The organism is Bradyrhizobium sp. CCBAU 51753 (assembly GCF_015291565.1).
Taxonomy (GTDB): domain Bacteria; phylum Pseudomonadota; class Alphaproteobacteria; order Rhizobiales; family Xanthobacteraceae; genus Bradyrhizobium; species Bradyrhizobium ivorense.
The window spans coordinates 736,057-762,390 of the sequence record NZ_CP030037.1 but is presented as its reverse complement, the minus strand read 5'-3'; the positions used below and the strand labels follow the sequence as shown (position 1 = coordinate 762,390).

Here is a 26,334-nt window from a genome sequence, read left to right as displayed (position 1 = left end):
GCATGAATTTCCAAGACGGCGCCCCGAAAGTCCCGCCCCGCATTCTCTGCATCGGCCTGCCGGTGCGCGACCTGACCTTCCGCGTCAATGTTCCGGCGCGCGGCTCCAAGGAGCACGCCACCCACTTCGCCGAGATCTGCGGCGGCAACGCCCTCAATGCGGCGATCGGCATCGCCCGGCTGGGCGGCCGCGCCTCGATCTGCGGGCCGATGGGCGATTCGCGGGAAACGTCGAGCCGCTACATCTTCGACAAGATGGCGGAAGAGGGCATCGACACCAACCATCTGATCCACATGCCGGACCTGGTGACACCGATCTCGGCCATCATGATCGACGAAACCGGCGAGCGGTCGATCGTCACCTTCCGCGATCCCGACCTGTGGAAGGTCAAGCTGCCGCCGACCGAGCTGCTGCTGGAGGATTGCGCGGCGATCCTGACCGAGAGCCGCTGCGCGCCGTTCTGCACCGAGCTTTGCGCCGAGGCGGTGCGGCGCGGCATTCCCGTGGTGGTCGACGTCGACCGCGCGATGTCGATGCGGGAGGGGCTGCTGACGGCCTCCTCGCACCTGGTGTTTTCCAGCGAGCCGCTGCAGGAGACCGCCGACGTCACCGATGACGGCCAGGCGCTGCACAAGCTTGCAAAACTCACCCCTTCGTTCCTGGCCGGCACGCGCGGGCCCAGGGGCACAATCTGGCTCAACGAGCAGGGCGAGCTGGAGGAGACGGCAGCGTTCCCGGTCCACACCGTCGACACGCTGGGGGCCGGCGACGTCTTCCACGGCGCGTTTGCGCTGGCGGTCACCGAGGGTCAGGAGCTGCGGCAGGCGTTGCGCTTCGCCTCGGCCGCCGCAGCGCTGAAATGCACCCGTCACGGGGGCGCCTATGCCGCACCGCAACGTGCTGAAGTTGAAGCGTTTTTGAGCCAGCACGCCGAGGCCGGGCCGGCCTGACCAGCCACGAACCGCTTGCGTTAGAAGATTTTTCTATATATGAGGGATATCAATCCTTCATATGGAACTTTCTTCTATGACTGACCTTGCCACCGTTCATGTTTCCGACAGCCGCCGCCTCGACGCCATCGATCGCAAGATCCTGACCGTGCTGCAGGAGGACGCCTCGCTCTCCGTCGCCGAGATCGGCGACCGGGTCGGGCTGTCCTCGACGCCGTGCTGGAAGCGCATCCAGCGGCTGGAGGCCGACGGCGTGATCCTGCGCCGCGTCGCCCTGGTCGACCAGAACAAGATCGGGCTCGGCATATCCGTGTTCGTCTCGGTCGAGAGCGCCGACCACTCGGAGGCCTGGCTGCGCAAATTCGCCGATGCCGTCAGCGCCATGCCCGAGGTGATGGAGTTTTACCGGATGGCCGGCGACGTCGACTACATGCTGCGCGTCGTGGTCGCCGACATGCAGGCCTATGACGTCTTCTACAAGAAGCTGATCTCGGCGGTGCCGCTCAAGAACGTCACCTCGCGCTTCGCGATGGAGAAGATCAAGTCGGTGACCGCGCTGCCGGTGCCGCCGGCGTAAAGCGCGCAGGCAACTCCGCACATACACTGCCGGCATGCGCCCTGAGGTCGTGCCCCGGCGCAGCATTTACCTGAAGTTAGCGACGTTAGCGGTATCTTCCCGCCATGGAGCGAGGGGGAATCGTCCTGACGACGCGACGGCCTGCGTGGCTCGGCGCGGCGGCGCTGCTGATCGCGAGCTGGATCGTGGTCGCCGCGCTGTCGCTGCAGGTGCGTGCCGGCACTGAAGTGGTCGCGGTGGCGTTTCCGCCGTGGTGGGGAGCGCAGCGTGCACTGCTCGCCGTGGCATCCGCCAATGCCGCGATCGTGCGGATGACGGGCATGCCAACCCTGCTGGTGGTGCGGCCCGACAGCGATGACGGGCTGCAGCGGCTGCATGCGGCCGGCGCCTGGCTAACCCTCGATCCGCGGGCGATCGCCGCCTGTTTTGCAAGCGATGACGATCTGGGGGTTGGGGATGACCGGCGAAGGCAATGAGATGGCCGCCTTGCGCGAGACCGCAAGCAAGATCCTGCTCGCAGTGCTCTGGCTGCACGTTCCGATCGCGCTCATCGTCGGCGTGGTGCTGCACACCGACTGGCTGATGCCGACCGCCTTCATGGTGGCCATGGCCCTTGCAGCGACGGCCTCGTGGCGCATGTCGGGGAACGGCCCCGCAACCCGCATGATCGTGGCCGTCGCCCTGATGGCCGGCGTCTCGATGCTGGTCTACCAGTTTGCCGGCCATGCCTGGCAGGTCGACATGCACATGTACTTCTTCGCGGCGCTGGCCTGCCTCGTTGCTTATTGCGATTATCGGCCGATCGTCGCCGGCACCGTGGCGGTCGCACTGCATCATCTGACGCTGAACTTCGTGCTGCCGGCCGCGATCTATCCCGGCGGCGCCGACTTCGGACGTGTCGTTCTGCACGCCGTCATCCTGCTGATCGAGGCCGGCATCCTGATCTGGCTCGCCCACACGCTGAGCCAACTGTTCGAGACGGCCGCCAGCAAAACGGCGGAAGCCGAGGCCGCCAGCGCCGCCGAGGCGCGCGCCAATGCCGATCGCCTCGCGGCCGAACAGGCCAAGCATAAGCGGGACGCCGCGCGGCGCGAGCTCGCGGCCGGCTTCGAACGCAAGATCGGCGATGTCGTCGAGGCGGTCGCGACCGCGGCGAACGCTATGCAGGCGCTGTCGACCTTGATGGACGGCAGCAACGCGGAAACCATCCGCCAGGCCACGGCGGTCGCCTCCGCATCGACGCTGGCATCGGCCAATGTGGAAACCGTCGCGTCCGCAACCGAAGAGCTCACCGCCTCGATCAACAGCATTACCGAGCAGGTGACGCGCTCGACCCGGATCGCCGGCAAGGCCGCCGAGGAGGCGCGCCGCACCAACAGCGTGGTCGAGGGCCTCGCGGCCGGCACCCAGAAGATCGGCGAAGTGGTGACGCTGATCCAGAGCATCGCGAGCCAGACCAACCTCCTGGCGCTGAACGCGACCATCGAGGCGGCCCGCGCCGGCGAGCATGGCCGGGGATTTGCGGTGGTCGCGAGCGAGGTCAAGGCGCTCGCCAATCAGACCGCCAAGGCGACCGAGGAAATCTCGGCGCAGATCCAGGACATCCAGTCCGCAACCGGCGAGGCCGTCAGCGCCATCGAGACGATCGGCGGCACCATCGCCGAAATCGACCAGATCTCCGGCGAGATCGCCGCCGCCGTCAATCAGCAGGGCGCAGCGACACGGGAAATCTCCGGGAACCTGCAGCAGGCGGCGGATCGCACCAGGGAAGTCAGCAAGGGCATTGTCAGCGTCAACCAGGCCTCGGAGCAGGCCGGCAAGGCGACCGCGCAGTTGCTCGATGCCGCGAACGGCCTGACGTCGCAATCGGAATGGCTGAAGACCGAGCTCGACGGCTTCCTGAGTTCACTGCGGGCGGCGTGATCCCGCTGGCATCTCATCCGATCGCATCGGACGACGAAGGTACGGGCGGGCCTTCCGTGGCCCGGCATTGTCAATCCAGCTGCATCAAAATATTCTAGTCAGCGGATATTTCGAATTTTGCACAAGGCAGCGTTCATGAGCCCTCGTTTGGGACAATACCCGCTCGATCATTTGCCGGTCGTGGATTACCGCGCGCACAAGGCCTACGGCCAGGCGCTCGCGAAGCCTGGACTCGGCACCCGCCTCGCGGCGCTGAAGCGGTTCGCCTTCGGCATGATGCTGATCGCCGGCCGGCGCCTCGCGGATTACGAGCATCTGCCGCGGCCGAAGGACAAGCAACGCAAGCTGCAGTGGATGCTGCGGCATTCGCCGACCTATCTCCGCCTGATCCTGTCGCAACGCCTGCGCCGCATGGCCGCGGGCAGCGCCTATGCGCCGAAAACCACGACGGCCAAGGCGATCCTGAACACCATCGAGCAGGATGGAATCTTTGCGGTCCAGTTGTCAGCAGATCAACTCGCTGATATGGCCGAGAAGCTGAAACCCTATTTCGGCGAGCTCGAGCAACGGCTCGCCGGCAAATCGCCCGACCAGCGCAAGTTCGACGAAACCAGGCTATGGATCGACCCCGACAAGGATCCGGAGATCTATGCGTGGTTCAACGAGACCATGCGCGCCACCGGTATCGTCGAGGCCGCCAGCGCCTATCTGAAACGGCAGGTGGTGGTCTCGCACATCGTGCCCCAGATCAACGACCCCAGCGACAATTTCTGGGCCAACCATTTTGTCGACGTCGGCGTCGAGGATTCGATCTGCGACTATTTCCACGTCGACGCCACCTACAACCTCCTCAAGATGATCATCTACGTCAACGAGGTCGGCGAGGAGAACGGGCCGTTCTCCTATGTCAAAGGCAGCCACCGCGCCGGGCGGGGTTTCTGGGACGGTATGATCCGGCGCGCCAACGACTATGCCGAGCTGTCATGGACCAAGCCCGGCTATCGCAAGCTGTTCTTCGCGTTGCCGCGCGCGCTGCAGCGCAAGGGCGCGTTCGGCGCCGACATCCCCAACGACAGCCGCTATGTCCGGCCGCTGCTCGACAATGCGTTCCGCGTGACCTCGGCGAACGGCGCCGGCGTGCTGTTCGATCCCGGCGGCATCCATCGCGGCGGAATGGTCCAGGCCGGCCGCCGGCTCGCGGTTGGCATGATGCTGACCGAGCAGCCGGACTGAGGCGCCTCGATGGGGCGTTGGCCTCGCGGGTGATGGGATCAGGTGGAGTTGCGGCGATGTCGCTCCCCCCTCTCCCCGCTCTTCGCGGGGAGAGGGTTGGGGTGAGGGGCTGCCTCCGCGAACACGGTGACAATTGGACTCGCGGAGACTCCCCCTCACCCGGAACGCATCTGACGATGCGTTCCGACCTCTCCCCGCAAGCGGGGCGAGGTGAAGCGGAGCCCGCGGCTAGATTCGAAATAACCTCGTCACGCTCCAGCGCGCGGGGCCGGCCTCAGCCGGCCACCATCTCGGCGCTCGATGTGTTCTCCCGCGGGATGGTTGCGAACAGGCGGCTATAGGCATCGGCAACCAGCCCGACATTCTCGGGCCCGAGCGAGCTCGGATCGGTCAGCGGCTCGATCACCGTGCCCGGATGCGAGTTCGAATAGAGGAAGGCCAGATAGCGCAGATCGCGCTCTTCCGAATAGTCGCGTTCCGGCTTGCGGAGCAAGAGATCGCCGATCTCCCAGGGCGCGGACGCCCGCTCGCAGGTGGAGAAATTCTTGATGAAGATGTCCGACAGCAGGATGGTCCGCTTGCCGTAGATCGCAGCTTCGAGCGAGGCGGTTCCCGACAGCGTCACGACCGCCTCCGCCCGCTTGATCAGATCGTGACTGTCGACGAAGGGGTCGATCAGGCGGACACCGGGAAGCCGCTTGATGCGAAACAGCTCGGCGGGACCGCGAATGCCGAGCGCGTTGGGATGCTCCTTGACGTACAGCACGATGTCGCTCGGCATCGAACGCACCATGTTCCTGACGGTCTCCAGCGGCGAGACGAAGTGCGGCGCCTCAACGTCGATCGTATGCTCGGGCGCATAGTTCAGCGTGAACAGTACGAACCGCTCGCCGTCCTTGCCGCGCTCGAAGATCCAGCGCCACAGCAGCCGCGTCAGGCGGTAGTTGATCGCGATCATGTGGTATTTCAGATCGAAGAAGATGCTCCGCAGATTGTACATGTAGACGTCGTGGCGGGAGACCACGAGCGCCCGATAGAAGAAGCCGCGCGCCAGCCGCTGCAGATAGGACGCGCCGATCCTGGGCTGCTGGTCCTGTGAGAGCACCCGCTGCTTGCCGCCTTCGCGGACGCGCTTTCGCAATCGCCGCGCCGCCTCGAGTTCGTCCGGCGTCACCTCGTCGGGAGTGCGCGCGCCGGTGATGTGCGGGGTCTGCTCGATCGCCGAGTCCCACAGCACGAACCGCTTCTCCGGCAGGCGGAATTCGAACGGCGCGGCATATTTGCCGCGGCCGCGGAACCGCAGGATCATCAGCGCGATGAGGTCCGGAATGTTGTCGGGCTGTCCGGAAACGACGTCGATCTTGTTGTCTTCGAGGAACTGCAGCAGCTCGCGGAAGACGTAGCGGCTGTATTGCATCGCCCAGTCCTGCCGCTCCGAGCGCATGAAGCGATCCATCAGGATGAAGTTCCTGACACGCTCGCCGGTGGCGTATTCGTAGTGCTCGAGCAGTTCGATGTCCTGCCGGGAGAACTGCGCCTGCTCGGCGGCGCTGCGGTTGAGCCAGAGAATGCGGCTGCGGTCGACCCCTGCCGCCATCGCCTTGGCGACGTATTCATCGCGGGTCACAACGAAAAAGACGTTGGTCCCGCGTCTCGCCAGCTCGGCACCGACCGCGATCCAGGTGTCGGTGCGCTCCCAGTTGGATAGAAAAGCAATATTCATTGCCTGGACGAGTTGAATGCCGCCTCGATTGCACTGATCACGCGCGCCTGGTCCTGCTCGGTCAAGCCGACCGAGCTCGGCAGCGACAGCACGTTGGCCCTGACCGTCTCCGCGACCTGGCAGCCGACGGCCTGGGCGCCCTTGTGCGCGAGGCTGAGATGCAGCGGCTCGTACAGCGGCAGCGATTCGACGGCGTGCCGGCGCAGGAAGATCAGCAACTCGCGCGACGTCATGCCAAACTTGGCGGCGTCGACCACGACGCTCGACAGCCAATAGGTGTAGAAGGTATCGGGCTTCTCCTGAACCAGCGTCAGGCCGGGAATCTTCGAGAGCTCCCGCGCATAGGTCGCGGCGATGCGGCGCTTTGCCTCGATGTGCCGATCGATCTTACTCAGCTGTGCCAATCCGACGGCGCCGTGAAGATTGGTCATGCGATAGTTGTAGCCGACCTCCTTGTGCGAGGTTTCGACCGCGTCGTCCTTGGCCTGGTTAGCAAGGTAGCGCGCACGGCGGGCGAGATCGGCATCGTTCGTGACGATCATGCCGCCGCCGCCGGCGGTGATCAGCTTGTTGCCGTGGAAGCTGAAGCAGCCGATCGTGCCGAAGCTGCCGACCCGCCGGCCGCGATACCGCGTGCCCAGCGCCTGCGCCGCATCCTCGACGATCGGAACGCCGTGCGCCCGCGCTACTTCCAGCAGCGGATCGAGATCGACCGGGATCCCGAGAAAATGCACCGCGACGATCGCACCGATCCTGCGCCCCGACGACTTGTTGTACAGACGCCCGTCGCGGGACGTGCACTGCTGCTTCAGGAAATCCACCGCGAGCGCGGCATCCATTTGCCAGGTGTCGCGCTCGACGTCGATGAAGACCGGATAGGCGCCGACATAGCGAATAGCATTGGCCGGGGCGATGAACGTCAGCGGCGTGATCAACACTTCGTCGTCGGCCTCAACCCCGGCCAGCAGCAGCGCAAGATGCAGCGCCGAAGTGCCGCTATGGGTGCCGACCGCATGTGCCGTGCCGACGAACTCTGCGATCCCGCGCTCGAATTCCGCAACGAACGGGCCATGAATCAGGAGATTCTGCCGGATGCACTCGGCCAGATTTGTCGCTTCGAGCTCCCCGACCGACGGTGCGTAAAGGGGAATGACCGGCATGCCGGTTCCGGCTGGTCGCGTATCCATTTCCCTGTCAGTATCCTGCAATCGAAGGCAATTATCACATTGACCCGCACGTTATAGTCGTCCTCAAGCCGGTCTGCCTAGTATCGACATGCGAAATAACATTAATCAAAGGTAGGGGGCAGCGTGACGGGGGCTGTTGCAGGACGGGAAATTTACGCCCTGACGGGAAAGCGGGTTTGGGTCGCGGGCCACACGGGGATGGTCGGCAGCGCAGTTGTCCGCGCGCTGGCACAGGAGAATTGCGAGGTCCTGAAGGTTGCGCGTGCCGATCTCGATCTGCGCAAGCAGGCCGACGTCACGCATTGGGTGGGCCGCGAAAAGCCCGATGCCGTGATCGTTGCCGGGGCCACCGTCGGCGGTATTTTGGCGAACGACACCCGACCTGCCGAATTCATCTACGACAACATGATGATCGCGACGAACATTGTCGACGCAGCGCATCGCGCCGGCGTCGGCAAGCTGCTGTATCTCGGCTCGTCGTGCATCTATCCGAGGTCGCCGCCGCAGCCGATCGTCGAAGATGCATTGCTGACCGCACCGTTCGAACCGACCAACCAGTGGTACGCGACCGCGAAGGTCGCCGGCATCATGCTGTGCCGTGCCTACCGGCGGCAGTATGGCTGCGATTTCATTTCGGCGATGCCGACCAATTCCTACGGTCCGAACGACACCTACGATCTCCGCTCGAGCCACGTCATCCCGGCCCTGATCTCGAAGATGCACACGGCAAAAGCCGAGGGACGGGACGAGGTCGAGGTTTGGGGAACCGGCAAGCCGCGGCGCGAATTCATCTTTGTCGAGGATCTGGCCGACGCCCTGGTGTTTCTGCTGAAGCACTACTCAGGCGAACGGCACGTCAATATCGGCGTCGGCAGCGACGTCTCGATCCGCGAGCTGGCGGAGACCATCGCAGAGGTGGTCGGAGCACAGTGCCGGATGCGGTTCGACACGTCGAAGGCGGACGGGCCGCCGCAGAAGCTGCTCGACTCCAGCTATCTGTTCCAGCTCGGCTGGAAGCCGAGCGTCACGCTGGCCGACGGCCTGCAGCGAACCTACCGCTCGTTTCTCCAGGGCCGGATCCATTCGTCGAGTGCTGCGTGAGCACAGCTTAAGCACGATGAGTTTGGGCTAGAGCAGCAGCGGAGGTCCACCTCTCCCTTGGGAGAGGTCGCGCCGAAGGCGCGGGTGAGGGGTTACGGTCTCTCGTTGGAGCTGCGGCCCCTCACCCGATTTGCTCCGCAAATCGACCTCTCCCCGTCGGGGAGAGGTGGATCGAACTCGCGGTCAGACCGATTCAACCTAACTGCATTCTGCTTCAGTTAGGGCGCTACGCTCAGATCTTCTGATTGTACTCGCCGACCTCGGGATGCGTGCGCAGCACGGAATCGACGGCCTCGAACATGTCGCGCATGCGCTGCTCGCTGACCGGGCTTTCCACCACGACGACGAGCTCAGGCTTGTTCGAGGACGCCCGCGCCAGGCCCCAGCTGCCGTCCTCGACCGTGACGCGCACGCCATTGACGGTGACGAGATCGCGGATCTTTTGCCCCGCGACCTGCTCGCCCTTTTGCTGCAGCGTCTCGAAGTGCTTCACCACCGCGTCGATCACGCCATACTTGGCCTCGTCGGCGCAATGCGGCGACATCGTCGGCGACGACCAGGTCTTCGGCAGCGCGTCCTTCAGATCGGCCATCGACTTGCCGGGCGCGCGGTCGAGCATCTCGCAGATCGCGATCGCCGACACCAGGCCGTCGTCATAGCCGCGGCCGAACGGCTTGTTGAAGAAGAAGTGGCCGGACTTCTCGAAGCCGGCGAGCGCGCCCATCTCATTGGTGCGGCGCTTCATATAGGAATGGCCGGTCTTCCAGTAAGCGGTCCTGGCGCCCTGCTTTTGCAACACGGGGTCGGTGACGAACAGGCCGGTCGATTTCACGTCGACGACGAACTGCGCGTCCTTGTGGATCGCCGACATGTCGCGCGCCAGCATCACGCCGACCTTGTCGGCAAAAATCTCCTCGCCGGTGTTGTCGACGACGCCGCAGCGGTCGCCGTCGCCGTCGAAGCCGAGGCCGACATCGGCCTTGTGCGCCAGCACCGCATCGCGGATCGCGTGCAGCATCTCCATGTCTTCCGGATTTGGATTGTATTTCGGGAAGGTGTGATCGAGTTCGGTGTCGAGCGGGATCACCTCGCAGCCGATCGCCTCCAGCACCTGCGGCGCGAACGCGCCCGCGGTGCCGTTGCCGCAGGCGGCGACGACCTTGAGCTTGCGCTTCAGCTTCGGCCGGTTGGTGAGATCGGCGATGTAGCGCGCCGGGTAGTTTTCATGGAATTGATAGGAGCCGCCGGCCTTGTTGTTGAACTCGGCGTTGAGCACGATCTCTTTCAGCCGCGTCATCTCGTCGGGGCCGAAGGTCAGCGGGCGGTTGGCGCCCATCTTCACGCCGGTCCAGCCATTGTCGTTGTGCGAGGCGGTGACCATCGCAACGCAGGGCACGTCGAGATCGAACTGGGCGAAGTAGGCCATCGGGGTGACCGCGAGCCCGATGTCGTGCACCTTACAGCCGGCCGCCATCAGACCGGAGATCAGCGCGTATTTGATCGAGGCCGAGTAGCCGCGGAAATCGTGGCCGGTGACGATTTCCTGCTTGACGCCGAGCTCCGCGATCAGCGCGCCGAGCCCCATGCCCAGCGCCTGCACGCCCATCAGGTTGATTTCCTTGTTGAACAGCCAGCGCGCGTCGTATTCGCGAAACCCGGTCGGCTTCACCAGCGGCTCGGATTCGAAGGCATAGGTGTTCGGAACCAGCGCGGATTTCGGCTTCGGAAACATCAGGAATGGCCTCGTGGGAATGCGGAGGAACAGTGCCGCTGGCTTTAGCGAATGCATCGCCGCAGCGGAAGGCAGGATTGACGGCTTGTGGCTGATAATTACGGCAGATTTGGCGTCGGCAAAATACTGTCGTATTTGAGCCGCTCCCGGCGCTCTGCAATCTGCGCGTCGAATAGTGCTCGACCAAGCCAGTGCTCAACCAAGCCACTTGACACGTCGGGCAACTCACCGTTACCCTTCCAATATTCCGAAATTGGGCAAGTCCGTAGCGAACTCGTAGCCCGGATGGAGCCAACGGGTCGCGCGAACGCGCGCCCGATGACAGGCTCCGCCAATCCGGGAATCTTGCCGCGGATGCTGCCCCGGATTTCGCTGCGCTGCATCCGGGCTACGGGAGCTTATTCCCTCACCGTCACCCTGAGAGAATGTGAAGCTTTGCCCTCATCTACCGTTGTCATCGCCCGGCCTGTGCGCAATTGCGCACATGGACCGGGCGATCCAGTACGCCGCGGCCTCTCGCTTCTATCACCGGCGTCTCTGGAATACTGGATCACCCGGTCCCGTCTACGCCAAGGCTTCGACGAGGCTTGCGACCTCGGGCACGCCGAAGCTTTAGCGGAGGCGGCAAGCCGGGTGATGACACCGAGCAAGCTGAGCAAACCATCCTCGTCACCCCCGCGCAACGGCTTCGCCGTTGTCGCTGGAGGTGGCCGCTTCTTCAGCGGCTCTCGAACGGTCGACGGCCCGGCGAAGACGATGGGTAAGCCGAACCGGAAGCGACACTTCCGCGCCATCGCGCAAGCCATCCTTCAAGCACTTGCCTTCAAACACTTAAAGCCAACCAGTCCTCTCCGCGAGGTGCGGCACGCACGGGCTCACCCGAAGCTGTCCGCAATATCTGTAGGTGATGATCAATGCCCGATTACTCTCTGGTGCCGGTGGACTATCAGCCGGATTTCGATGACTACTCGCTCGTTCCCGTTGACTACGATCCGTTCGCCGCGGATGGCGTAACTCAACAGGCGCAGCTTCAACAGCCGCCGACACCGACTCAACCGGCGCAAACCCAGCCGCAACAACCTGCGACAGGGGCCGGTCAACCCGGCGTCAACGGGCCGGCGACTACCAACGACCCCGGCAGTTCTGGCGGCATCGTTGGCATCATCGGATAGCGCGCTGGTACCAAGACGGAGCACTGGGCGGTGGTGTGGGGTTTGACGATAGCGGTGCGGTCGCGCGAGGGCACATGCATTGGGACAATCAGCTCGAGAGTGATGGAGACAGAGACAATGCTCGGGCTTAGCAAGTTCCAGATTACAGCGCATGGGTTGGGCCTTGGTATGGGTACAGAAAGTATTGGCATAACGGCAAGCCAACAGGGTCGCCGATGCCGGATTGGAATCGATACAAATATTGAGGATGTCGATGAAAACGATCGCGCTCGCTGCAGCTCTATGTCTTCTATTTGCCAGTTCAACGTTATGTAAGGCGAACTCTAGTCCCTGGTGTGCGGCGGATGTTGCGATTCTGAATTTCAAAAATTACAAAGGTCAAGATCTTGCGAGGATCGAACTTCGCTCCCTCAAGGCAGTCTGCGACCGGAACCCGGAAAAGGAAGGGTTTGGAGCAAACTTGGAACGCTCGATGCGCATCGAACACAATGGGCAATGGACTGACCTGCCGAAAGCGTGTCTATCCGGTTTTTCTTTTGCGGTGGAGGGGCTGGCGCTATCGGGCGACGATGCCGGTCTGGGCATATCTCTTATTGGAAAATCGCCGGACAACGACGAGCGTGTAAAACGCACGATATTCAAGTTGCGTGATGGGGTTTTCTGCTATCAGGTAGAGCGCTATCCGAATGTCGGCGATCAGGATCACGAAATTAGGGAGTACGAAAGGGACTTACAGTGAGCACGCCAGGAGACCGGGTCGACACTCTGCGCCTCAGGTCTGATGTTGCCCGCGAACATCTGGCGCAAATGCCGCGCCGTCGCAAAGATCCCTACTGCTCCAGCACCAGCCTGCCCTTGGCGTATTCAAAGCGCTTCAGCTTCGACAGGAACGACAGGCCGAGCAGGTTCTCGGACAGCGCCTCGTCCGGCAGCACCAGCGCGTCGACGTCGCGCACGGTGAGGTCGCCGAGCTGGATCATGGCGATGCGGGCCGGCGCGGCCTTGACGGTGCCGTTGGCGGTGGTGACGCGCGCGGTGTAGTTGTTCGGCGTCGGGCGCAGGCCGAAGCGCGCGGCGGAGCTCTCGTTCAGGGCAACCACCGACGCGCCGGTGTCGACCATGAAGTTGAGGCGCTGGCCGTCGATGCGGCCGTCGGTCGCGAAGTGGCCGCGCGGGTCCGGCGGAATGCTGAGCGTGCGGCCGCTGGACTGCGCCACGGTGACGGCGGGCGCCAGGGTTTTTGCGGCGGGCGCGGTGGTCGCGGCGGCGGGAGCCATCTTGCTGGCCATCTGGCCCATGAAGGTGCCGAGCCCGATCAGGAGGGCCGCGAAGATCATCAGGTTACGCATGACACCACTCGGATAACCGAACGCACGATTTGACCACGCCCCCCGCCCCGCCGCGAGCGACGCCGGGGGCACGAGCCCGCCATTTTGGCGAAAAGGATGAGCGAAGGGTTAATCTGGGCCGCGAAACGCCGGCTGCGGGGCCGGACACGCCCCGCTCGATCGTTTCAGGCGGTCTCCGCGACCGGCCACGCGCAAATCTAACCACTGTTGACGGACGCTCGCCAGCGCGACGCCTCGGACTGCGAAATGATTCCCGTCATTGCGAGCCAACGGGTCGCGCGAACGCGCGCCCGATGACAGGCTCCGCGAAGCAATCCATGGCTCCGCGGGTGTGGAGGGATGGATTGCTTCGCTTCGCTCGCAATGACGGTGGTGCGCGAAATTCGTCACGTGTTAGGTGCCGCGCGGTTTCACCCGCCTTGTCGGCAGCGCGCTGGCGGGATCTTCCGGCCAGGGATGGCGCGGATAGCGGCCGCGCAGGTCGGAACGGACGGCGGCATAGCTGCCGCGCCAAAACCCCGGCAGGTCGCGCGTCACCTGCACCGGGCGCTGCGCCGGCGACAGCAGTTCCAGCACCAGCGGCACCGCGCCCTTGGCGATCGAGGGATGGGTGTTGAGCCCGAACAGCTCCTGCAGCCGCACCGCGATGGTCGGCCCCTGCTCCGCCTCGTAGTCGATCGCAAGCTGGGTGCCGGTCGGCGCCTCGAAATGCGTCGGCGCCTCGCGGTCGAGCCGCGCCCGCAGCTCCCAGGGCAACAGCGCCATCAGCGCGTCCGACAGGTCGCCAGCGGAAAAATCCTTCAGCGCGGTCCTGTCGTACAGCGCGGGCACCAGCCAGTCGTCGGCGCGCTCCGCTAGCGCTGCGTCCGACAGATCGGGCCAGCCCTCGCCCTCGGCCTTGCGCAGGAACATGACGCGGTCGCGCCATTGCTTGGAATGCTTAGACCACGGCAGCCGGTCGAGCCCCACCGCGATCAGGCCGTCGGCGAAGATCCGCGCGGTCTCGGCCGACGGCGACAGCGGCTGTGGTGCTTCCGCCAGCGTGATCGCATGCAGCGAACGTTTGCGGCGCGCGCGCAATGCCATCGCGCCGCGGTCGAACGTCACCTCCTCCACGCTCTCGATCTGCTCGGCAAAACGCTGCTCGATCTCGTCCTGGGTGATCGGCGCCGCCAGCAGAATGCGGCCGCTCGCCGCCGTACCGGTCAGCTCGGCGACCGCGATGTAGGGCGCACGCGCCAGCGCAGAGGTCTGCTCGACGGCGGCGCCGCGGCCGTTGGCGAGCACGAAGCTGCCATTGCCGCGGTTCTTCGCGACACGATCCGGAAACGCGAAGGCCAGCATCACGCCGGTGGAGAGCTCTGCCTGCTCGCCTCGGGCCGCCTCCACCTGTCTCGCCCAGCGCTCGGCCATGCTGCGCGCGCTCGACGCGCGCTGCGAGCGGTCGCGGCGGAACTGATCGAGCCGGTGGTCGAGATCGACGCTGTCGCCGCCGAGCCCGCGCTCGGTGAGAACAGCCGCGATGTCAGCCGCTGCGTCGGCCGCGCCGAAGCGGGCTGAATCGACGATCATCCGCGCCAGCCGCGGCGGCAACGCCAGCGCGCGCAGGCTGTGGCCTTCGGCGGTGATGCGGCCGTCGCCATCGAGCGCGCCGAGCTCTGATAGCAGCGACCGCGCCTCCTTCAGTGCCGGCGCCGGCGGCGGATCGAGGAAGGCAAGGCTTGCCGGATCGCTGACGCCCCATTGCGCGAGGTCGAGCAGCAGCGACGACAGATCGGCGGAAAGAATTTCGGGCGCGGTGTAGGCGGCGAGCGAGGCGGTCTGCGGCTCGTCCCACAGCCGGTAGCAGACGCCGGGCTCGATGCGGCCGGCGCGGCCGCGGCGCTGGTCGACCGCCGCGCGCGAGGCCCGCACGGTCTCGAGCCGGGTCAGCGCGATATCGGGCTCGTAGCGCGGCACGCGCGCGAGGCCGCTATCCACCACGATGCGGACGCCCTCGATGGTCAGCGAGGTCTCGGCGATCGAGGTCGCCAGCACCACCTTGCGGGTGCCCTTCGGGGCCGGCGCGATGGCGCGGTCCTGCACGCTGGCATCGAGCGCGCCGAACAGCGGCACGATCTCGACCGAGGGGTCCTGCACCCGTTCGCTGAGGAAGGTTTGCGTGCGGCGGATCTCGGCGGCGCCCGGCAGGAAGGCGAGCACCGAGCCGGCATCGGCGCGTAACGCGGTCGCGATGGTGTCGGCCATCTGCCGCTCCACCTGCGTGTCCATCTTGCGGCCGACATAGCGGGTCTCGACCGGGAAGGCGCGGCCCTCGCTCTCGACCACCGGCGCATCGCCGAGCAGTCTTGCGACGCGGGCACCGTCGAGCGTTGCCGACATCACCAGGATGCGCAAATCCTCGCGCAGGCCGGTTTGCGCGTCGCGCGCCAGCGCCAGCCCGAGATCGGCGTCGAGCGAGCGCTCGTGGAATTCGTCGAACAGCACCGCGGCGACGCCGTTCAGTTCGGGATCATCGAGGATCTGGCGCGAGAAGATGCCCTCGGTGACTACCTCGATCCGGGTCGCGCGCGACACCTTTGAGCCGAACCGCACCCGGTAGCCGACGGTCTCCCCGGCGCGCTCGCCGAGCGTCTTGGCCATCCGCTCGGCGCTGGCGCGCGCGGCGATGCGGCGCGGCTCCAACACAATGATCTTCTTATCCCTGGCCCATGGCGCATCGAGCAGCGCCAGCGGCACGCGCGTGGTCTTGCCGGCGCCGGGCGGCGCCACCAGCACGGCGGCGTTGTGGCGGTCGAGCGTGCGATCGAGGTCATCGAGCACGGCATCGATCGGGAGCGGACTATCGAACTGGCGAGGCAATATGGATCCGGTGTGCTCTGCAGTCTCCCTCGCCCGGCGCGCGAGCGAGGGAGAAACAGATATCACGCCCGCGGCAGCGGCGCGCGGCCGACGCTGTCATAGGCAAAGCCGTGGGCGGCCATGTCCTCGGGACGGTAGATGTTGCGCAGGTCGATCACGACCGGCTGCTTCAGTTCGGCCTTCAGCCGCTCGAGGTCGAGGGTGCGGTACTGCACCCATTCGGTGACGACGACCATGGCGTCGGCGCCGCGCACGCAATCATAGGGATCGTCGCAATACTCGATCTCGGGCAGTTCCTTGCGGGCCTGCTCCATGCCGACCGGATCATGCGCGCGGACCCTGGCGCCCATGTCGAGCAGGCCGGTGACGATCGGGATCGACGGCGCCTCGCGCATGTCGTCGGTATCCGGCTTGAAGGTGAGGCCGAGCACCGCGACGGTCTTGCCGCGCAGGTTGCCGCCGGAGAGGCTCGCGACCTTGCGCGCCATCGCGCGCTTGCGGTTGTCGTTGACGCCGAGCACCGCCTCGACGATGCGCAGCTGCACGTCGTGGTCCTGCGCGATCTTGACCAGCGCGCGGGTGTCCTTCGGGAAGCACGAGCCGCCGAAGCCCGGGCCGGCATGCAAAAATTTCGAGCCGATGCGGTTGTCGAGGCCGATGCCGCGCGCGACCTCCTGCACGTCGGCGCCGACCTTTTCCGACAGATCGGCGATCTCGTTGATGAAGGTGATCTTGGTGGCGAGGAAGGCGTTGGCGGCGTATTTGATCAGTTCCGCGGTGCGCCGCGCCGTGTACATCAACGGTGCCTGGTTGAGCGACAGCGGCCGGTAGATGTCGCCGAGCACCTTGCGGCCGCGCTCGTCCGAAGTGCCGACCACGATGCGGTCGGGGAATTTGAAGTCGCGGATCGCAGCGCCCTCGCGCAAAAATTCCGGATTGGAGGCGACGACGACGTCGGCTTGCGGATTGGCCTCGTGGATCAGCCGCTCGACCTCGTCGCCGGTGCCGACCGGCACGGTCGACTTGGTGACCACCACGGTGAAGCCCTTGAGCGCGGCCGCGATCTCGCGCGCGGCGCCGTAGACATAGGTGAGGTCGGCATGGCCGTCGCCGCGCCGCGACGGCGTGCCGACCGCGATGAACACCGCGTCGGCGTCGGCCACGGCCGGCGCCAGCTCGGTGGTGAATTCCAGCCGCTTCGCCTTCACATTGTTGGCGACCAGCGCGTCGAGGCCGGGCTCGAAGATCGGGATCTCGCCCCGATGCAACGCGGCAATCTTGCCGGCATCCTTGTCGACGCAGGTCACATGGTGACCGAAATCCGCAAAACAGGCGCCCGACACCAGCCCCACATAACCCGTGCCAATCATGGCAATGCGCATAAGACGACCCGCTTCCTATGGTTAATGATTCCGTGGATTGCGTCGCCTCTTAGAACATTTGCCGGCCCAAGGGAAACGCCGAAAGCAGCGGAAAAGCCCGGATTGGGCGGCATGTCATTTGTATGAATAAAGGAGAAAGAAACCGGTCGGGCCGATGATGCGGCCGATCCCGCCGAAACGAGACGAACATGACCATGAACGGCACATCCGCTGCGACATCTGGTTCCCTGGGGGACGGGCGCGTCGACTGGGTCGACTACGCCAAGGGCATCTGCATCATCATGGTGGTGATGATGCATTCGGTGCTGGGGGTCGAGAAGGCCGCCGAGCAGACCGGCTTCATGCATTATGTCGTGATGTTCGCAAAGCCGTTCCGGATGCCGGATTTCTTCCTGATTTCAGGGCTTTTCCTCTCGGTCGTGATCGGCCGCGACTGGCGCACCTATCTCGACCGCAAGGTGATGCACTTCGCCTATTTCTACGTGCTGTGGGTGACGATCCAGTTCGGCTTCAAGGCGCCGTCGCTCGCCGCTGACGCGGGCTGGGACAAGGTCGGGCTGATGTATCTCGAATCCTTCATCGAGCCGTTCGGCACGCTGTGGTTCATCTATCTGCTGCCGATCTTCTTCGTCGTCACGAAACTGACACGCAACGTTCATCCGCTCATCATCTGGCTGATCGGCGCGGCGCTCGAAATGTCGCATGTTGTGACCGGCTGGACCGTGATCGACGAATTCTGCTCCCGCTTCGTTTATTTCTTCACCGGCTACATCCTCGCCGCTTACGTGTTCGCGCTGTCGGACCGCGCCCGCGCGCACCCCGGTCTCGCACTCGCCGGGCTGGCGGTCTGGGCGCTGGTCAATGGCGGCCTGGTCGCGCTCGACGTCAGCGAATGGCCGATCGTCTCGCTGGCGCTCGGGCTTGCCGGCGCCTGCGCGATCATCGTGACCGGCACGCTATTGGCGCGGGCGCAGTGGCTGACCTTCCTGAGGTTCTGCGGCGAGCATTCGATCGTGATCTACCTGGCCTTTTTCCTGCCGATGGCCGCGTCCCGGACGCTGCTGCTGCGATTCGGCGTGATCCACGATATCGGCCTGGTCGCATTGATCGTGACCGCGGTCGGGGTCGCCGGCTCGCTCGTGATCTGGTGGCTGGCGCTGGCGGCACGGGCCAATTTCCTGTTCGAGCGGCCCGCTGCGTTCTGGATTGCCCCGAAGAAAGCGGCGCCCTCACTGCAGGCGGCGGAGTAAGGTCAAACCCTCCAAGACGTTCGAGGCGGATTCGTTCCGACCGGGCCGATTCCGGTCGATCGGATTTTCCACGTATTGAAATAATTGGCCTTTTGCCCCCGAATGTTTCGTCGCAAGGCGACCGACGAAACAAATATCCCGCTCACGAAACCATTTTCCGCTTTTCGCGCAGACATCCAGAAACCAGCCGTAACTAACAATTCTCCCAACGAACCGCCGCCCAACGGCGAACTGGGAGCCTGTCATGCCGAACGTCATCGCCATCACCGACGCAGCCAAGAAGCACATTGTCGCTGCCCGCGCGACCTCGGATGAAATGCTGCTCGAGAGTATCGGCAAGAGTGACCGCACGGCGATGCACACGCTCTATGCCCGACATAACGTCCGGGTCTACCGTTTCGTGCTGCGCATGGTGCGCGACACCACGATGGCCGAGGACCTGGTGAGCCAGGTGTTCCTGGACGTGTGGCGGACCGCGACCCAGTTCGAGGGCCGCTCGCAGGTCTCGACCTGGCTGCTGTCGATCGCCCGCTTCAAGGCGCTGACCGCCCTGCGCCAGCGCAAGCACGAGGATATCGACCAGGAGGACGTGCTGGAGATCGCCGACGGCGCCGACACGCCGGAGGCTTCGCTGGACCGCGCCACCACCAGCGAGATCCTGCGCGCCTGCGTCGCCAAGCTGTCGCCGGCCCACCGCGAGATCATCAACCTGGTCTACTACCATGAGAAGTCGGTCGAGGAGGCCGGGCTGATCATCGGTATCCCGCAGAGCACGGTGAAGACCCGCATGTTCTATGCCCGCAAGCAGCTCGCCGACCTCCTGAAGGGCGCCGGCGTGGATAGCGTCGCAGCATAAATACAAACAAATTCAATAGATTAGACGAATAAAGCGCAATCCAGGCATTTGTCCGCGAAGCCAAATAGGTCCGGCGACGAAACAATTGAAACAATCGACGACATCACCCGGAAAAACGCGACCTCTAGAACTTACACCAACGACGCAACGCCAACCGCCGAACAGGAGAGAGAAATGCTGAAGCCTTCCCTTCGCTTCCTCATCGTCCCGATCGGCGCGGTTGCAACCCTGGCCACGCTGTCGAGCCAGCACATCGCCCCCCGCGCCCAGCGAGACGGCATCGTGCCGGTCCGTGAGCAGGTGGTGGATTGCAGCGTCAAGCCTTCAACCGAGGTCTGCGTGATCTCGTCAGGATCAAGCGGCCACTAACCAGTTTCCACCTGCCTAGTTCCAACCTCCCAAGTGATCCTCCAACGACCCGGCCGGGATGCCCCCCAGCCGGGTCGTTCTCTGTTTGGAGCTCGAAAGCCGAAGCGATCCCGGCCTAGCCTTAGAAGCTCCAGCCCTTGGTGGCGGCCCAATCCAGCATGAACTGCTCGGTCTCGCGCCCGGCGTCGGCCAGCCACGCCGTGAAATCGGCGATCGCCAGCGCGCTCTCATTGTCTGCGAGATAGAACGAGCGGTATTCGCGCTTGCGCAGGCCGAGGTCGCCGAACGGCAGGCAAAGCTGGCCCGCCATCAGTTCGTCGATCACCAGGAACAGTGGAAACAGCCCGATGCCGATCCGCTCCAGCGTCGCCTGCAGCGCGAAGAACATCTGCTCGAACCGCAGCGTCTCCTGGTCCGCACTCATCTCGCCGCCGGCCTGGGCGAGCCAGCGCGGCCAATCGTAGGGCTCCGTCAGGTAGGTGATCAGCGTGTGATGCCGCAGGTCCGCCGGGCTTGCGAGCTGTCCCCGACTCAGCAGGTCGACATGGCACACCGGCGCGATCAGCTCGGTCATGAAGTGCTGCGACATCCAGCCGACCGGCTCGCCGACATTGCCGCGGATCGCGACGTCGAATGAGCGGTCGTTGACATTCAGCGGCCCGATCGAGGTCAGCAGCCGCAGTTCGACATCGGGACGCATGCGCTGGAACGAGGAGATGCGGCGGATCAGCCAGCGCATCGCGAAGGTCGGCGGCGCGCTGACGCGCAGCACCGACGGCGAGCCGTATTGCTTCATGTCCATCGAGGCCAGCGCCAGGCGATCGAGAATCGCCGTGACCTCGCGATAGTAGATCTGCCCGGCGGCGGTCAGCGTCAGTTGCGAGGGCGCGCGCCGGAACAGCTTGACGCCGAACCAATCCTCGAGAAGCGCAACCTGACGGCTGACCGCGCCGTGCGTGACGAGCAGCTCTTCAGCGGCCTTGGTGAAGCTCACATGCCGCGCAGCCGCCTCGAATGTCCGCACCGCGTTGAGCGGTGGCAACTTTCTCATGGTCGTGTCGCGTCTCCGGAGGGATCACGAGGATAGCGTGGCGGCGTCCGGATTGTCGAGGGCGCGAACGAACTGCGCGCGGTCGAGGTCGCCTTCCCAGCGCGACACCACCACGGTCGCGACCGCCGTGCCGATGAAGTTGGTCAGCGCACGCGCTTCCGACATGAAGCGGTCGATGCCGAGCAGCAGCGCGATGCTCGCCACCGGAACATGGCCGATCGAGCCGAGCGTCGCGGCAAGCACGATGAAGCCGCTGCCGGGCACGGCGGCGGCGCCCTTCGACGTCAGCAGGCAGACCACGACGAGACCGATCTGCTGCACCAGCGACATCGGCGTGTCGGTGGCCTGGGCGAGGAACACGGCGGCCATGGTCAGATAGATGCAGGTGCCGTCGAGATTGAAGGTGTAGCCGGTCGGGATCACCAGGCCGACGGTCGATTCCGCGCAGCCGGCAGCCTTCATCTTGTCGATGAAGCGCGGCATCACCGATTCCGAGCCCGACAGGCCGAGCACCAGCAGCAGCTCTTCCCTGAGATAGCGGATCAGCTTGAAGATGCTGAAGCCGGCGAGGCGCGAGACGACGCCGAGCCCGACGATGATGAACAATAGGCAGGTGAGATAGACCACCAGCATGAAATGCGACAGCACGAGGATCGAGCCGGCGCCGTATTTGCCGATGGTGAAGGCCATGGCACCGAACGCGCCGATCGGCGCGATCCGCATGATCATGCCGATCAGGATGAAGAGGATCTTCGACAGCCGCTCAATCGCCAGCAGCACCGGCTTGCCGTTCTCGCCGAAGCGCTGCAGGGCGATGCCGAACAGCACCGCGAAGAACAGCACCTGCAGCGTGTCGCCGCTGGTGAATGCGCCGCCCACCGTCGATGGAATCACGTTCATCAGGAAGCCGACCACGGACTGGTCGTGCGACTGGGTCACGTAGGAGGCAACGAGGCGAGAATCGAGCGAGGCCGGCGAGACGTGCATGCCGACGCCGGGACGCGTCAAATTGATCACGACAAGCCCGAGGATCAGCGCCGCCGTGGTCGCGACTTCGAAGTAGATCACGGTTTTGAGGCCGATGCGTCCGGCCTTGCGCATGTCGCCGAGGCTCGCAATGCCATGCACCACGGTGAGGAAGACGATCGGCGCGATCGCCATCTTGATCATCTTGATCAGTGCATCGCCGAGCGGCTTCAGCGCCGCGCCGACATCCGGCCAGAGGTAGCCGACCAGCGCCCCCAGCGCGATGCCGATCAGCACCTGGACATAAAGGCGCGCGTGCCACGGCGCTGCGACGGCGTCGAGACGGGTGGCGCCGTCATTGGTAATCGTGGACATGGGCGTCGATCCTCGGATGTCTTGATGTTGGCCGCGCGTTAGACATCATCGGCAGACGCCGATGCGGCAGCGCCGGAACGTTGGCGGGCGATGGCGCGAAGCGCAAACGAGTTAAGCTCAGGCAGCGTGACCCCAGCTCACAGGCCGGCAAGGGCGCCGGCCCAGCGCCGGCGACCAAGACCTGCCCTCGCGAGCCGGCCGCGTGAGCCCACGTCACGCTCCGTCAGCATTACTCGTTTGCGGCCGCCGCGGGCTTTGACCGACAAAGGTGCAGAAGCCGGCGGTCAGCCGGCGCGAGCTGTGAGGAACGACAATGAGCAGACTTTCGGTGGCGGTGATCGGCGCCGGCATGGGCGGACTGGCCTCCGCCGCGGCGCTGAGCCGCGCAGGAATCGATGTGACGGTGTACGAACAGGCCCAGCGCTTCACCCGGCTCGGCGCCGGGATCCAGATCGGCTGCAACGCCATGAAGGTGATGCGGGCGTGGGATCTCGAACCGGTACTGCGCCGCGAGGCGTTCTACCCGCGCTCCTGGAACAACAAGGAGTACGACAGCGGCGAGGTGCGCTTCGACATGGTGTTCGGGCCCGCCGCCGAGGAGCGCTATGGCGCGCCGTATCTGCTGGGGCATCGCGGCGATCTGCATGCGGCGCTCGCCAGCGCCGTGCCGCAAAATCTCATCCGGCTCGATCACAAGCTGATTTCGATCGAACAGCGCGCCGACCGTTCGGTGGCGCTGATATTCGCCAACGGCCACACCGCGACTGTGGACGCGGTGGTCGCCGCCGACGGCGTGCATTCCTTCGTCAAGGAGCGGCTGTTCGGCCGCGACGAGCCGAACTTCACCGGCCGCATCGCCTACCGCACGGTGTTTCCGGCGTCGTTGCTCAACGGCTATCCGATCGACGACTGCACCAAATGGTGGGGGCCGGATCGCCACATCGTGATCTATTACGTCAAGCCTGACCGTAGCGAAGTCTATTTCGTCACTAGCCAGCCGGAGCCGGGCTTCACACTGGAATCCTGGTCGGCGACCGGCGACATCCGCGAATTGCGCAAGGCGTTCGAAGGCTTCCATCCGCAGGTCCGCAAGGTGCTCGAAGCCTGCCCCTCAGTGCACAAATGGGCGCTGGTCGACCGCGATCCGCTGCTGCGCTGGGGCGAGGGCAACATCACCTTACTCGGCGACGCCTGCCATCCGATGACGCCCTACATGGCGCAGGGCGCGGCGATGGCGATCGAGGATGCGGCGGTGCTGTCGCGCTGCCTGACCGGCGTCGATCGCGACGGCGTCACCGAGGCCTTCCGCCGCTTCGAGGCGACGCGCAAGCCGCGGACCTCGCGCGTGCAGGCGAGCTCGCGAACCAACACCTGGCTCAAGAACCCGACCGATCCGGACTGGGTCTATGGCTACGACGCCTGGACCACGCCGCTGGCTGAGCCTGCGCTGGCGTGAACGCACTTCAACAGGAGAAGAAAATGACCGACGCAAACTCCCGCGGCGAAAAATTCGAGCGCGGCCTGCAGACCCGCCGCACCGTGCTCGGCGAAGCCTATGTCGAGCGATCGCTGAAGGCCGCCGACAGCTTCAACTGGCCGATCCAGAAGCTCGCGACCGAATATTGCTGGGACGAGATCTGGAATCGCCCGGACCTCGACAAGCGCAGCCGCAGCCTGCTCAACCTCGGCATGATCGCGGCGCTCAACCGGCCGCACGAGCTCAAGGTCCATATCCGCGGCGCGCTCAACAACGGGCTGAGCAAGGCCGAGTTGCGCGAGGTGTTCCTGCAGGTCGCGGTGTATTGCGGCATGCCCGCCGGCCTCGACAGTTTTCGCATCGCCAAGGACGTGTTCGCGGAGATGGGCCTTGTCAACTGAACCGGCACCGATCGTAACAGCGGCATGGCAGGGCTTTGTCCGGCACGATGTGCCGGGCAAGGACGGGCGGCTCAGCCTGCGCATCGGCGGAGCGGAAGGCGGCGCGCCGGTGCTGCTCTGCCATTCGATCCTGACCAGCAGCGCGATCTGGCATCGCCAGGCGATCGCGCTCGCCGCCCGCGGTTTTCGCGTGCTCGCACTCGACAGCCGCGGCCACGGACAATCCGAGGCGCCGCGTGGCCCCTACACAATGGATGATCTGGTGGCGGATGCGGTCGCGGCGTTCGATCATCTCGGCATCGCGCAAGCTCACGTGATCGGCGTCTCCCAGGGCGGCATGACGGCGTTGGGCCTCGGCGTGCGCCATCCTGACCGGATCCTCAGCCTGTGCGTGATCGCCGCACGGGCCGATGCGCCGCCGCCCTTCGCAGCCGCATGGGACGACCGGATCGCGCTGGTGCGCGAGCAGGGGATTGCGCCGCTGGCGGCGCCCACCGCCGAGCGCTGGTGCGGACGCCCCTTCCTCGAGGCGCATCCGGAGACCGCCGCCGCATTGCTCCGCTGTATCGGCGAGACCGATCCCGAAGGCTTCATCGGCTGCGCCTGCGCGATCCAGGGCCTCGCCTATCTCGACGGCGTGAAACGGCTGACGCTGCCGCTGACCATGATCGTGGGCGCGCTCGACCAGTTGCTGGTGGCGCCGATGACGGAGCTTGCGGCGGTACTTGGCTGCCGCCTTGCGGTCATTCCGGACGTCGGCCACTTGCCGCAGCTGCACCGACCGGCGGAGGTCGACGCCGAGATCGAACGGCACCTGCGCGAGGTGGCCTGATCTGCACCTCCGGTCCAGGGGTGCGGCCGGACGGGCCCCCGCTCCGACGGCTCCGGTTCGCGTGAAGTCGGCCGCGGCTGGTTTCACACAGACGTGACGCCGCGCGCGATCCGCTTGCGGTAACGCCCCATCCATCCCCGCGAAGAACATCATGCATCCCGACGCGGCCGCTTGGCGCGGCGGGACCTCTGATGGATGGACGATGCTGAGCCTTGCCCTTGCCCTGCTTGCCGGTGTCGCCACCGTCGCCGCTCCTTGCACCCTGCCGATGCTGCCGATTCTGCTCGGGGTATCGATAGGCCAGACCCGCAAGGCGCGGCCCGCGATGATCGCGCTCGGCTTCGTGATGTCATTCTCCATCGTGGCATTGCTGCTGAGCGCGATCACGCGTGCCTTCGACTTCGATCCCAATGTGCTGCGGACCGGCGCCGCGGTGCTGCTCGCCGGCTTCGGCCTTTTGATGATCTGGCCGGCGCCGTTCGAATGGCTGTCGATCCGGCTCTCCGGCGCCGCAGGGGGCGTCGGCAATGCCGTGCCGTCGCAAAGCCTGTTCGGCGGCTTCGTGCTCGGCTCAACGCTCGGCCTGGTGTGGACGCCCTGCGCGGGCCCGGTGCTCGGCTCGATCCTGACCATCGTCGCGACCTCGAAGGATACCGCCTGGGCCAGCCTGCAGCTCGTCACCTACGCGGTGGGCGCGGCAATCCCGATGCTTGCGATCGCCTATGGCGGCCAGGCCGTCACCACCCGCGTGCGCAGCATCGCGCAGATCGCGCCGCGCCTGCAGCAGGGCTTTGGCGTCGTGATCATCGCCTTCGCGGCGCTGTCCTACCTGCAATACGACACGCTGATCGTGGCGTGGCTCACCCAGTTCTATCCCAATGGCCAGATCGGCCTGTGACCAAGAGGAGATATCGATGCCCCTGCGCCTGGTTGCTGTATCCGCCCTCGTTGCCGCCCTTGGCGTCGGCGGCGCCGTCATTCCCGGCCTCTGCGCGGAGTCCGATGCGCCGGCACAGCCGGTGCCTGTCGCGGCGACCATGGTGGCCGAGCAGGCCCAGACCGCGCCCGAGTTCGTCGGCATCAACAACTGGTTCAATTCGCCGCCGCTGAAGCTCGCCGATCTCCGCGGCAAGGTCGTGCTGGTGGACTTCTGGACCTATGGCTGCGTCAACTGCGTCAACACGCTGCCGCATGTGACCAAGCTTTATTCAAAGTACCGCGATCGCGGCCTGGTCGTGGTCGGCGTCCACACCCCGGAATTCCCGTTCGAGCATTCCGCCTCCAACGTGCAGGCGGCGCTGAAGCGGCACGGCATCCTCTATCCGGTGGCGCAGGACAACAACTCGCAGACCTGGAACGCCTATCGCAACCAGTATTGGCCGGCGCAGTACATCATCGACCAGAACGGCAAGATCGTCTTCCAGCATGCCGGCGAAGGCCAGTACGACGAGATCGACCGCACCGTCGCCAGGCTGCTCAGCGCCAACAGCTAGGCTCATTCCCGGCGCGAGGCGGACATCGGCTCGCGCGGAGAAGACGCGTCAAAACAAGGCACTAGGGTTGCTT

The 26,334-nt window shown here is 65.2% G+C and carries 24 protein-coding genes; 16 read left to right on the top strand and 8 right to left on the bottom strand.

The annotated features are described in order from the left end of the window. Positions 1–2: 2 nt before the first annotated feature. The 5 genes from XH93_RS03465 to XH93_RS03445 all read left to right on the top strand — a co-directional run bounded on the left by XH93_RS03465 (position 3) and on the right by XH93_RS03445 (position 4,683). Positions 3–950 carry a sugar kinase gene (locus XH93_RS03465; protein WP_139487127.1) on the top strand — a complete coding sequence of 316 codons (948 nt, stop codon included), beginning with the start codon at positions 3–5 and terminating at the stop codon, positions 948–950. A 76-nt stretch (positions 951–1,026) separates the two neighbouring features. Then, positions 1,027–1,527: an Lrp/AsnC family transcriptional regulator gene (locus XH93_RS03460; protein WP_139858733.1), complete on the top strand. Its 501-nt coding sequence runs from the start codon at positions 1,027–1,029 to the stop codon at positions 1,525–1,527. Between the two features lie 104 nt (positions 1,528–1,631). Next, a complete protein-coding gene (locus XH93_RS03455) occupies positions 1,632–2,003 on the top strand; it encodes a hypothetical protein (protein WP_194472400.1) in 372 nt (123 codons plus the stop codon). Further along, positions 1,984–3,450, top strand: coding sequence for a methyl-accepting chemotaxis protein (locus XH93_RS03450; RefSeq protein WP_194472399.1), 1,467 nt, complete (start codon positions 1,984–1,986; stop codon positions 3,448–3,450). The genes XH93_RS03455 and XH93_RS03450 overlap by 20 nt, the downstream gene beginning before the upstream one ends. A gap of 135 nt (positions 3,451–3,585) precedes the next feature. Next, positions 3,586–4,683 (top strand): hypothetical protein, encoded by a 1,098-nt coding sequence (locus XH93_RS03445; protein ID WP_194472398.1) that lies wholly within the window; start codon positions 3,586–3,588, stop codon positions 4,681–4,683. A gap of 274 nt (positions 4,684–4,957) precedes the next feature. On the opposite strand, the gene XH93_RS03440 is transcribed toward XH93_RS03445, so the two are convergent. Beyond that, positions 4,958–6,406, bottom strand: a complete 1,449-nt coding sequence (locus tag XH93_RS03440; RefSeq protein ID WP_194472397.1) for a hypothetical protein — start codon at positions 6,404–6,406, stop codon at positions 4,958–4,960. Further along, positions 6,403–7,593, bottom strand: a complete 1,191-nt coding sequence (locus tag XH93_RS03435) for an aminotransferase class I/II-fold pyridoxal phosphate-dependent enzyme (protein ID WP_194472396.1) — start codon at positions 7,591–7,593, stop codon at positions 6,403–6,405. The genes XH93_RS03440 and XH93_RS03435 overlap by 4 nt, the downstream gene beginning before the upstream one ends. Before the next feature lie 198 nt (positions 7,594–7,791). Between XH93_RS03435 and XH93_RS03430 the strand changes: the two genes are divergently transcribed. Beyond that, on the top strand, positions 7,792–8,694 hold the full coding sequence (locus XH93_RS03430; RefSeq protein ID WP_305825959.1) for a GDP-L-fucose synthase: 903 nt from the start codon (positions 7,792–7,794) through the stop codon (positions 8,692–8,694). A gap of 232 nt (positions 8,695–8,926) precedes the next feature. Here XH93_RS03430 and XH93_RS03425 read toward each other — a convergent pair whose 3' ends face one another. Beyond that, positions 8,927–10,426, bottom strand: coding sequence for a phosphomannomutase/phosphoglucomutase (locus XH93_RS03425; protein ID WP_194472395.1), 1,500 nt, complete (start codon positions 10,424–10,426; stop codon positions 8,927–8,929). A gap of 914 nt (positions 10,427–11,340) precedes the next feature. On the opposite strand from XH93_RS03425, the gene XH93_RS03420 reads away from it, so the two are divergent. Together XH93_RS03420 and XH93_RS03415 are read left to right on the top strand one after the other, a co-directional pair. Next, entirely contained in the window at positions 11,341–11,598 is a 258-nt protein-coding gene (locus XH93_RS03420) for a hypothetical protein (protein ID WP_194472394.1), read from the top strand. 253 nt (positions 11,599–11,851) lie between these two features. Beyond that, complete coding sequence (locus tag XH93_RS03415) at positions 11,852–12,337, top strand: hypothetical protein (RefSeq protein ID WP_194472393.1); 486 nt, start codon at positions 11,852–11,854, stop codon at positions 12,335–12,337. A gap of 91 nt (positions 12,338–12,428) precedes the next feature. On the opposite strand, the gene XH93_RS03410 is transcribed toward XH93_RS03415, so the two are convergent. The 3 genes from XH93_RS03410 to XH93_RS03400 all read right to left on the bottom strand — a co-directional run bounded on the left by XH93_RS03410 (position 12,429) and on the right by XH93_RS03400 (position 17,191). After that, positions 12,429–12,947, bottom strand: coding sequence for a TIGR02281 family clan AA aspartic protease (locus XH93_RS03410; RefSeq protein ID WP_194472392.1), 519 nt, complete (start codon positions 12,945–12,947; stop codon positions 12,429–12,431). A gap of 393 nt (positions 12,948–13,340) precedes the next feature. Continuing rightward, on the bottom strand, positions 13,341–15,809 hold the full coding sequence (gene hrpB / locus XH93_RS03405) for an ATP-dependent helicase HrpB (protein WP_194472391.1): 2,469 nt from the start codon (positions 15,807–15,809) through the stop codon (positions 13,341–13,343). Positions 15,810–15,871: 62 nt separating this feature from the next. Further along, positions 15,872–17,191 carry a UDP-glucose/GDP-mannose dehydrogenase family protein gene (locus tag XH93_RS03400; RefSeq protein WP_139858745.1) on the bottom strand — a complete coding sequence of 440 codons (1,320 nt, stop codon included), beginning with the start codon at positions 17,189–17,191 and terminating at the stop codon, positions 15,872–15,874. A 188-nt stretch (positions 17,192–17,379) separates the two neighbouring features. On the opposite strand from XH93_RS03400, the gene XH93_RS03395 reads away from it, so the two are divergent. The 3 genes from XH93_RS03395 (at position 17,380) to XH93_RS03385 (ending at position 19,666) form a co-directional block, all read left to right on the top strand. Next, on the top strand, positions 17,380–18,441 hold the full coding sequence (locus XH93_RS03395) for an acyltransferase family protein (RefSeq protein ID WP_194472390.1): 1,062 nt from the start codon (positions 17,380–17,382) through the stop codon (positions 18,439–18,441). A 244-nt stretch (positions 18,442–18,685) separates the two neighbouring features. After that, a complete protein-coding gene (locus XH93_RS03390; protein ID WP_139487113.1) occupies positions 18,686–19,297 on the top strand; it encodes a sigma-70 family RNA polymerase sigma factor in 612 nt (203 codons plus the stop codon). Positions 19,298–19,471: 174 nt separating this feature from the next. Further along, complete coding sequence (locus XH93_RS03385) at positions 19,472–19,666, top strand: hypothetical protein (RefSeq protein WP_139487112.1); 195 nt, start codon at positions 19,472–19,474, stop codon at positions 19,664–19,666. Between the two features lie 121 nt (positions 19,667–19,787). On the opposite strand, the gene XH93_RS03380 is transcribed toward XH93_RS03385, so the two are convergent. Beyond that, positions 19,788–20,717 carry a LysR substrate-binding domain-containing protein gene (locus XH93_RS03380; protein WP_194472389.1) on the bottom strand — a complete coding sequence of 310 codons (930 nt, stop codon included), beginning with the start codon at positions 20,715–20,717 and terminating at the stop codon, positions 19,788–19,790. Between the two features lie 24 nt (positions 20,718–20,741). Further along, complete coding sequence (gene dctA, locus XH93_RS03375) at positions 20,742–22,058, bottom strand: C4-dicarboxylate transporter DctA (protein ID WP_194472388.1); 1,317 nt, start codon at positions 22,056–22,058, stop codon at positions 20,742–20,744. Positions 22,059–22,371: 313 nt separating this feature from the next. Here dctA and XH93_RS03370 point away from each other — a divergent pair, with 313 nt between their 5' ends. The 5 genes from XH93_RS03370 (at position 22,372) to XH93_RS03350 (ending at position 26,261) form a co-directional block, all read left to right on the top strand. Beyond that, entirely contained in the window at positions 22,372–23,514 is a 1,143-nt protein-coding gene (locus XH93_RS03370; protein WP_194472387.1) for an FAD-dependent monooxygenase, read from the top strand. A gap of 23 nt (positions 23,515–23,537) precedes the next feature. After that, positions 23,538–23,936 carry a carboxymuconolactone decarboxylase family protein gene (locus XH93_RS03365; RefSeq protein WP_194472386.1) on the top strand — a complete coding sequence of 133 codons (399 nt, stop codon included), beginning with the start codon at positions 23,538–23,540 and terminating at the stop codon, positions 23,934–23,936. Then, complete coding sequence (locus tag XH93_RS03360) at positions 23,926–24,768, top strand: alpha/beta fold hydrolase (protein ID WP_194472385.1); 843 nt, start codon at positions 23,926–23,928, stop codon at positions 24,766–24,768. Before XH93_RS03365 ends, XH93_RS03360 begins: the two co-directional genes overlap by 11 nt. A gap of 202 nt (positions 24,769–24,970) precedes the next feature. Continuing rightward, positions 24,971–25,666 carry a cytochrome c biogenesis CcdA family protein gene (locus tag XH93_RS03355; protein WP_194472384.1) on the top strand — a complete coding sequence of 232 codons (696 nt, stop codon included), beginning with the start codon at positions 24,971–24,973 and terminating at the stop codon, positions 25,664–25,666. Positions 25,667–25,682: 16 nt separating this feature from the next. Next, positions 25,683–26,261: a thioredoxin family protein gene (locus XH93_RS03350; RefSeq protein ID WP_139480221.1), complete on the top strand. Its 579-nt coding sequence runs from the start codon at positions 25,683–25,685 to the stop codon at positions 26,259–26,261. Positions 26,262–26,334 lie beyond the last annotated feature (73 nt).